This window comes from Fructobacillus ficulneus, from assembly GCF_001047075.2.
Lineage (GTDB): Bacteria > Bacillota > Bacilli > Lactobacillales > Lactobacillaceae > Fructobacillus > Fructobacillus ficulneus.
In genome coordinates, this window is the sequence record NZ_DF968005.1 from 140,479 (window position 1) to 149,444 (window position 8,966).

Consider the following 8,966-nt stretch of genomic DNA (forward strand, 5'->3'; position numbering starts at 1 on the left):
TGTCCCAGCCGTTTCCTTTGGCTTGTGGCGAAATTTGGGGGACACGATGCCCCTGGAGAATTCTCGCAAGGTGATTTTGAAGGCCTTCGACCAAGGAATTTTTTCATTTGATAACGCCTTTAACTACGGTCCCAACAATGGGACTGCCGAAGAAACGTTTGGTCAAGTTTACAAGTCTGACTTGAAGCCTTACCGAAACGAATTGGTGATTACCACCAAGGCCGGTTACCACATGTGGCCTGGGCCAATGGGGGAATTCTCTGGTCGCAAGACTTTGATTAATGCCTTGGATACGTCTTTGCAAAAGATGAACTTGGATTATGTCGACATCTTCTATGCTCACCGTTTCGATCCCAACACCAACTTGGAAGAAACGGCCCGTGCTTTGGATACCTTGGTCCACCAAGGGAAGGCCTTGTACGTTGGGGTTTCCAACTACACTGCTGAACAGACCAAGGCGATTGCTGAAATCTTTAAGGAATTGGGTACGCCCTTTATTGGAAACCAAGTTTCTTATAACATGTTGAACCAGGAACAGAAGAATTCTGGTTTGTTGGATGTCTTGGACGAACACCATGCCGGTCTCTTCGCCTACGGTCCCTTGGCCGAAGGTCTCTTGACTGACCGCTACTTGGATGGTATTCCAGCCGACTTCCCAGTGCACAAGACCAACGGCTTCTTGTTTGAAAAGGGCGGCGATGCCTTGTCTGCTAAGCTCCGCGCTTTGAACGACTTGGCTGCTAACCGAAACCAAACTTTGAGCCAAATGTCATTGGCTTGGTTGCTCCAGGACCGTCGTGTGGCTTCCGTTGTGATTGGAACTTCTTCCGTTGACCACTTGATGGACAACTTGGAATTCACTAAGAACTTGGCCTTCACGGCCGATGAATTAGCCGCCATCGAAAAGATTATTGCCGGTTAATAGCAATCAATATTATTAAAATTAAAACAAGACCAATTTGGTCTTGTTTTTTATATTTCGACGTTTAACCTTGTAAAAACAGGATATTGAGTTAAAATAAGGACTACACCAATTACTGTTTATGTTCATTTGGAAAGGAGTCGCAATGCTAAAGTTATATACACGGCGGACCTGTGCGGAATGTGCCGCTACAAAGTTGTATCTCAAGACCAAGAAGGTGGACTACGAGGAAATCTCTTTGGACAAGAATCCGGACCTTTACGACCGATTTAAGGCGGAAGGTAAGAAGCGGACACCGATTGTCGAATCATCGATTGGCGACTGGCTTGGTTTTTCACCAAAGAAACTGAGCGAATATGCCCAAAGTTTGAGTTAAGAGATTAAAACCCAATTGGATTCTATTCAATAAGTCCAATTATTTCATTAAACGCTGTCAGTCAGCGTTTTTTCTTTGCCATTAATTAGATTGTTACCAAAATTTCACTAGCTATGTCAGTCAAATTCCTGTAAAATTTTTAGTGTTGTTTTTTGCTCTGGAATTGAACGCAGTGGCGTTCAAAGGCCTTTGCTAGTAGGAGTTATTGATGGAAAATAAATTAAATTGGAAACAGGCGACGCTCCTGTTTTCCTTAATATTTGGAATGTTCTTCGGGGCGGGAAACTTAATTTTCCCGGTCCACTTGGGTCAGATGGCCGGTGGCCATTGGGGCGTGGCAACAGCCGGATTCTTGGTGAGTGCGGTGCTATTGCCACTTTTAGCCTTGTTAGCTTTGGCAGTGACCAAGTCGGAATCGGTCTTTGACCTGGTTCGGCCCTTGGGAAAGCGACCAGCCTTGCTGTTCTTGGTGGCTTTGCAACTTTGCTTGGGCCCAATCATCGTCGCACCACGAACGGCAACGGTGGCTTATTCCTTCTCATTTGCTAATTGGTTGCCCTCAGGACACCAACAGCTTGGTTTGGTCATCTTTGCCTTGGTTTATTTTTTGGCCGTCTTCTGGGCCTCACTCCAATCGCAGAAGTTGACCAATGTGATTGGCCGGTATTTGAACCCCATCTTCTTGGTGATGTTGGCCTTGATTTTCATTTTGGCGATTGTGTCACCAATGGGGTCAACCCACCAGGTTGTTTCGAGTGGCTACCAACACAGCTCATTCGCCCCAGCCTTTATCGATGGTTATAATACGGTCGATGCCTTGGGCGCCCTGATTTTCGGGGTAACGATTGTCAACGCCATCCGCAACATGGGCTTCAAACATGAAAATGATGTCGCCAAGGTCATGGCCAAGACCGGTTTCCTTTCAATGGCCGTCCTAGCCTTTGTCTATCTGGGCTTGATTCTCTTAGGAACGACCTCATTGGCTCATGTTAAAATGTCAGCCAACGGGGCGATTGCCTTGACGGATGTCGTGACCTTCTACTTTGGTCGCTTTGGTCAAATCTTCTTAGCCGTAATGGGAACTGTCGCTGTCTTCACGACCGCCATGGGAACTCTAGCTTCCTTTGCCCACGATTTAAACCGAGTTTGGCCTAAGTTGTCTTACAAGGTCTGGTTGGCGATGGCCTGTACTTTGGCCTTTGCCATGGCGACCTTGGGCTTGAACAACATTATTACCTGGGCTTTGCCAGTCTTGATGTTCTTGTACCCATTGGCAATTGTCTTGATTTTGTTGAGCCTTTTGTCACCTTGGCTAGGTCAGGGACAGTGGCTCTACGCCTGGACCGTTGGTTTGACGTTGATTCCAGCCGTCTTTGATGGCTTGTCTCAGGCACCATTTGCCAAGTCATTAGGTGGCCTCGTGTCATATACCGATGGCGATATTAGTCACCAAGGTTGGTACCAGGCCCACTTCTTTGCGGCTAGTTCCGGCTTTGGCTGGCTAGTACCGGCTATCGTTGGCCTAATCATTGGTTTGATCTGTCAACGAATCTTCACTAAAAAGAATTAAGCAAATGAAAAATCGAAACCAGGAATGGTTTCGATTTTTTTAGTAGGTATTATTCAGTGTTGACTACCGGGGTTTTTAAATTTTTATATTTCCTATTTCATCGTTCATTATCAAGGTTGTTGAACCCAATTGCAAAATATACTGAAAGAAAAAGCCACCGTTGACTAGACGGTGGCTTGATACAGAGGGAAAACCCTTATTTATTTATCTGAAATAAGTATACCATCAAAATTAAAGTTTTGTTATATTATTTTAAAATTTTTATATTTTATAATCAAAACAGCCCCAAATTCATTTCGAATTCGGGGCTGTTTTAAATTGGATTAAGTCGCTGACTTTAAGCTTCTTCTTCGTTCAAGATTCGGTAAGCTAATGATTCTGAGATTACCAAGTCTGTTAAGAAGCCACCGCGCAAAGCACCCAGAGTGGCCTTTGATTTGGCCTTTGAACGGACCACACCAATTCGCTTGGGAGCAGAGAGGATAGCATTCATATCAAGACCAACAACCTTATCAGAACCAACGTTCAAAACTTGACCGTTGATGTCATAAGGGCGACCAAAGATCATTCCAGCTACTTCGCCAAGCTTAACATCAGGGAAGAGACGGTTAATGTTTTGGTTCCAGATTGAAATTGATTCTAAAGAAGCAATGGTTCCTAGTCCAGTAAGGACAGTATCCATTTCCTTGGCCAAATCAATCGTTTGCTTGATAGAAACTGCTTCGTACAAGCCATTCCGAACATCGTCGTTGGCGAGGTAAAGAGGGGCTGGCAAAGTCAAAAATTCACCGGCAACCTTTTTAGCAGCACGTTCGACAATTCGGACTGATCCGGCCGTTGAGTTGTACTTCATGTTTTCACCGACAAACTGGGTGAACTTGATTTGGTCTAACGGATTAGAAGTGATGGCATCGATCAAAGAATACATCGTGTCACCCCAAGTCACTCCAACTGTGTGGGGGCCGTTTTCCAAGTGCTTCACAACAACGTTAGCAGCATAGTTGGAAATCAAGTCTTCCGTGGCGCTCGTGGTTGTATCGTCTTGAATGATGTAGCAAGTGGTGTCGGGGAACTGTTCCTTGAAAACTTGTTCCAATTGCGAATTACGGTTTGTCGAAGTAGCAATTTCGATTTTGACAACACCGGTTTTGATCGCGTCTGTTAAATACTTGTTAATCAAATAACGCGAAACGTTGTATTTAGACGAGATTTCACCGAAAGATAATTTGTTTAAATAATAATCTTCGGAGATTTGTGCCAATAAATTGGGATCCGTTGTGGACATGGTGCCATCCTTTGTACTTGTATTTTTCACGATTTCTTAAAAGCTTGTGAAGAACCGCTTAAAAGATAAATCGTTAAAACAATTCTACTATATAATTCTTGAAATTCACAATGAAACCGCTAATTGTTTTAAAAGTGAAACAAATTAAAAGATAGTAAAACATTTAAAATCTTTAAAAATAAACAAATAACAGCTTTATTTATAAAAATATCAAATAAAATCTTTACTTTCAAGCTTTTTCCCCTTAAAATGAACCTAGGATTTAGATTTGAAGTCTTCAAACACGTAGGAGGACAATCATGGTTGACATGAATGAAGTCTTTTCACTCCATGAAAAGCACCAGGGTGCCCTGTCTGTGACAGGAACCTTTCAGATAAAAGACAAAGCTGATTTAGGAATGGCATACACGCCAGGTGTTGCAGGAATTGCTAAGGCAATCGAGGCTAACCCGGCTGATAAAAAACGGTATACGATGGCTGGCAAGTTAATCCCAGTCATTACTGATGGGTCGGCTGTTTTAGGCTTAGGCAATGTTGGTCCGGCCGCGGGTCTACCAATTGTTGAAGGCAAGGCCTTAATTTATAAGGACTTTGCCGGAGTTGATGCCATTCCAATGGCCTTGGACCAGGTTTCAGTTGATGACTTTGTTAAGACTGTGAAAACGATGGCACCATCCTTTGCCGGTATTCATTTGGAAGACATTGCCGCACCCAAGGTTTTTGAAATCGAAGACCGACTAAGTCGTGAACTTGATATTCCGGTTTACCACGATGATCAAACGGGAACGGCAATTGTGGTTTTGGCGGGCTTGATTAACGCCGCCAAGGTGGTTGGCAAAGAACTCACGGACTTAAAGGTGGTTGTGAACGGAATTGGTGCCTCTGGAGTCGCCACTGCTAAGTTGCTCTTAGCAGCCGGAATTACGAACCAAACGCTTGTTGATATTGACGGTGTTGTCCGAGTTGGTGATAATCGTTACAATCGTTTCCAACAAGACTTGGCTGGCCAAGTCCACCAAGCTGAGGGAAGCACATTGGACGAAGTAATTGCTGACCAAGACGTCTTTATTGGCTTGTCTGATGAAAAAGTTCTGTCGACGGCCCAGGTTGAAAAAATGGCCGTTGACCCAATTATCTTTGCCTTGGCTAATCCCGTTCCCGAAATTTTACCGGACGAAGCCTTAGCTGGCGGAGCCGCGGTCGTAGCGACCGGTTCATCCCAGTGGGCTAACCAAGTTAATAATATTTTGGCCTTTCCGGGTCTCTTCAAAGGCTTGTTGGCATCTGGCTTGAACCACGTGGATATTGATTTGCAAATCCAAGTTGCCCAGGCTTTGGCCGACCAAGTATCAGAAGTCCATACGGAAAAAATCGTGCCAGGCGTCTTTGACGAGGGTGTCGTGGCTGGCGTGACTGCCGCGGTTTTGGCTTACGCCGACCAGCATCGAAAATAATACAAATTAAGGAGGACCCTGATGACCGAAAGTATCCAAGACCTATCATTGACGATTGGCAATAACCGCAACCACTGGCAAGACTTTCTCCGTGACCAGGGTCTGACTGATTTTACGGACCAAGAGATCTCCGCCATTGACCGAACCGTCGTCTTGGTTGACGACCAGGGGCAGTGGGTTGGAACCGGGTCGGTTGCCGGCCAGACGATTAAGTATTTGGCGGTAGTCAACGATGGGACACAAAATGCGGGTGCCCGGTTTAATCGCCTGGTTTCTGAACTGGAAAACCGCTTAGCCCAGGCCGGCATTTTTCACCTTTTCGTCTTTACCAAGCCGCAATACCAAAGTAGCTTTGAACATGTTGGTTTTACGACCCTGGCCAAAACCGACTGGGGGTTGATTTTAGAAAAAGGGACGCCGGATATTGAAGCTTTCCGCCGGTCCTTACCGGTCCACGCTCAGCCAGGTCAAAGGGTGGGTGCTCTCGTCATGAACGCCAACCCCTTTACCAGGGGCCATCGGTACCTAGTTGAACAAGCAGCCCAAGAAAACGACCTGGTTTACCTCTTTGTGGTTAGCCAGGACGTCTCCTTGTTTACAGCGGCAGAACGACTGAACTTAGTTCGAGCGGGAATGGCTGACTTAACCAATGTGGTGGTTGCCCGCGGTGGGGACTACATGGTTTCTTACCTGTCATTCCCGGCCTACTTCATTCCTGGTAATGAGGAAACAATTCGTTACCAGACGGCCTTGGATGCTGAACTGTTCAAACAGCAAATTGCCCGACCATTGGGGATTAGTCGGCGGTATATCGGCACTGAACCACAATCGCCAACGACTAACCTTTACAACCAGACGTTAAAGGCCCGCCTCCCACCGGAGGTAGCCGTGATTGAGGTTGACCGAGTTCAAGTCTCAGGTAGCAACCAGGTCATTTCGGCTAGTGCCGTCCGGGCTTTGATTAAAAGCGGGGACTTGGACGGTTTAGCCGACCTGGTGCCCGAATCAACCGGTCAGTTTATTAAAAATCATTACCAAGACTTGCACGAACGAATCTTGAAAGGATGAATACCATGGAAATTAAAAAGACGGCCTTGGCCGGAACCTTAGAGTCATCTGATATTCAAATTATGCTTAGTCAGGGCCAAGGTAAAATTGAATTTTCCCTTGTGTCTGATGTGGCCAAGCAATTTGGTGACCAAATCAAGGCAACGATTGAAAAGGTCTTAGCGGCCTACCAGATTGATGATGCCCTCGTGAAAGTTGTTGACCAGGGGGCTTTAGATCCCGTGATTGAAGCTCGAGCAATAACGGTTTGTCAGCGGGCCCTTGACTTGGTTGACCAACCCCAATGGGAGGTACTCTAATGGCTGGAACAGAACTGTTACGCCGGACGATGATGTTTGTGCCGGGTAATAATCCGGGATTAATCAAAGATGCTGGCATTTTTGGTGCCGACTCGATCATGTTTGATTTGGAAGACGCCGTCTCTTTGGCGGAAAAGGATGCCGCCCGGTATCTGGTCTACCAAGCCTTGCAACGGTTTGACTACGGCGAGGCCGAATTGGTTGTCCGGATTAATGGTTTGGACACGCCTTTTTACCAAAATGATATTAAGGCCATGGTGAAGGCTGGCATCGATGTGATTCGCTTGCCCAAGACGGAATCAGCCGAGATGGTCGCTGACTTGGAAAAGTTAGTGGCGGCGGCCGAAGAAGAATTTGGTCGACCAGTTGGGTCAACCCACTTGATGGCCGCTATTGAATCGGCTAAGGGCGTCGTCAATGCCAATGAAATCGCGGCAGCTTCTGACCGAATGATTGGGATTGCCCTTTCGGCCGAAGATTATACGACCGACATGAAGACCCACCGGTACCCGGATGGGCAAGAATTGCTCTATGCCCGCAACGTCATCTTGCATGCTGCCCGGGCAGCTGGAGTAGCGGCCTTTGATACGGTCTTTACCAACCTCGATGATGAGGAGGGCTTTATCCGTGAAACCGAATTGATTCACCAACTCGGCTTTGACGGTAAGTCCGTGATTAACCCCCGTCAGATTCCCTTGGTTAACCAGGTTTACCAACCAAGCAAGCAGGAAATCTTAAACGCCCAAAACGTGATGGCCGCCATTGAAGAGGCCCAACGTCGTGGGTCGGGCGTGATTGCCATTAACGGCCAGATGGTCGACCGCCCAGTTGTGATGCGGGCCGAACGAGTGATGAATCTAGCCAAAGCCAACCACTTAGTAAATCAGGAGGGCCAGTACATTGAAGAATAATGTCAACCGTGAAATTCCAGCGGAAATTTTAACAGATTATAACTATCAAGGTTTTCAGTCAGTTGACTTTGGTCACCCAGTGATTGACCGAGTGGCTCCCAAGGTGAAAGCCCAAACGGGACCATCGAAGGTGGTCGAATCATTGAAGACAGTTGTTCATGAAACCCTCAAGGACGGCATGACTATTTCCTTCCACCACCATTTCCGGGAAGGGGACTTTATCTTTAACGCCGTCATGCGAGAAATTATTGACGCCGGTTACAAGGACTTAGCCCTGGCACCTTCGTCTTTGACGAATGTTATGAATGATATTGTTGTTGAAGCGATTGAAAAGGGCGTTGTCACGAACATTACCTCTTCGGGGATGCGCGGAACGTTGGGGGATGCCGTTTCCCACGGGGCCTTGAAGAATCCTGTGGTTTTCCGGTCCCACGGAAACCGGGCACGGGCAATTGAGACTGGGGCCATTAAGATTGATGTGGCCTTCCTAGGTGTCCCAAACGCCGATGAAATGGGCAATGCCAACGCCATGTATGGCGAAACGGCCTTTGGTTCGTTAGGCTACGCCTTAATGGATGCCCAGTATGCCGACACTGTCGTTTTGATTACCGATGACTTGAAGCCATACCCAAACACGCCTGCTTCAATTAAGCAGACCCAGGTGGATTACGTGGTCAAGGTTGATCAGGTTGGGGACCCGGACAAGATTGGTTCGGGGGCGACCCGTTTTACCAAGGACCCCAAGGAACTCCAAATTGCCAAGATGGTTAACCAGGTCATTACTCATTCACCATATTTCAAGGACGGATTTTCCTTCCAAACTGGGAGTGGGGGAGCGGCCTTAGCGGTCACCCGATTCTTGCGTCAATCGATGATTGAAAAGCAAATCAAGGCTTCCTTTGCCCTGGGTGGGATTACCAAGCCGACGACTGACCTGCTCAAGGAAGGGCTGGTTCAAAAGGTGATGGATGTCCAGGACTTTGATAAGGGAGCCGCCTTCTCAATGAAGGATGATCCTAACCAACAAGAAATCGATGCTTCTTGGTACGCTGATCCAGCGAACAAGGGGGCCATGGTGGAT

The 8,966-nt window shown here is 46.8% G+C and carries 9 protein-coding genes; 8 read left to right on the top strand and 1 reads right to left on the bottom strand.

All coding sequences use genetic code 11. The features are described from left to right. The 3 genes from AOQ29_RS05400 to brnQ all read left to right on the top strand — a co-directional run. Positions 1-922, top strand: a 922-nt coding sequence (locus AOQ29_RS05400) for an aldo/keto reductase (protein ID WP_061993491.1), incomplete at its 5' end; no start/stop codon positions are given. Positions 923-1,067: 145 nt separating this feature from the next. Beyond that, a complete protein-coding gene (locus AOQ29_RS05405) occupies positions 1,068-1,298 on the top strand; it encodes a glutaredoxin family protein (protein WP_061993492.1) in 231 nt (76 codons plus the stop codon). Between the two features lie 208 nt (positions 1,299-1,506). Then, positions 1,507-2,868, top strand: coding sequence for a branched-chain amino acid transport system II carrier protein (brnQ, locus tag AOQ29_RS05410; RefSeq protein WP_061993493.1), 1,362 nt, complete (start codon positions 1,507-1,509; stop codon positions 2,866-2,868). Between the two features lie 337 nt (positions 2,869-3,205). Here the strand turns inward: brnQ and AOQ29_RS05415 are convergent, their stop codons facing one another. Continuing rightward, the gene (locus AOQ29_RS05415; protein ID WP_061993494.1) at positions 3,206-4,153 is read right to left on the bottom strand and encodes a sugar-binding transcriptional regulator; all 948 of its coding nucleotides are present in this window, start codon (positions 4,151-4,153) and stop codon (positions 3,206-3,208) included. 299 nt (positions 4,154-4,452) lie between these two features. On the opposite strand from AOQ29_RS05415, the gene AOQ29_RS05420 reads away from it, so the two are divergent. From AOQ29_RS05420 to citF, 5 genes are all read left to right on the top strand, one after another. Further along, complete coding sequence (locus AOQ29_RS05420; RefSeq protein ID WP_061993495.1) at positions 4,453-5,607, top strand: NAD(P)-dependent malic enzyme; 1,155 nt, start codon at positions 4,453-4,455, stop codon at positions 5,605-5,607. A gap of 21 nt (positions 5,608-5,628) precedes the next feature. Continuing rightward, a complete protein-coding gene (gene citC / locus AOQ29_RS05425) occupies positions 5,629-6,675 on the top strand; it encodes a [citrate (pro-3S)-lyase] ligase (protein ID WP_061993496.1) in 1,047 nt (348 codons plus the stop codon). A gap of 5 nt (positions 6,676-6,680) precedes the next feature. Next, positions 6,681-6,974: a citrate lyase acyl carrier protein gene (gene citD, locus AOQ29_RS05430; protein WP_061993497.1), complete on the top strand. Its 294-nt coding sequence runs from the start codon at positions 6,681-6,683 to the stop codon at positions 6,972-6,974. Further along, positions 6,974-7,885 (top strand): citrate (pro-3S)-lyase subunit beta, encoded by a 912-nt coding sequence (gene citE / locus AOQ29_RS05435; protein ID WP_061993498.1) that lies wholly within the window; start codon positions 6,974-6,976, stop codon positions 7,883-7,885. The genes citD and citE overlap by 1 nt, the downstream gene beginning before the upstream one ends. Next, positions 7,875-8,966, top strand: a 1,092-nt coding sequence (gene citF / locus AOQ29_RS05440) for a citrate lyase subunit alpha (RefSeq protein WP_061993499.1), incomplete at its 3' end; no start/stop codon positions are given. The genes citE and citF, both read left to right, overlap by 11 nt.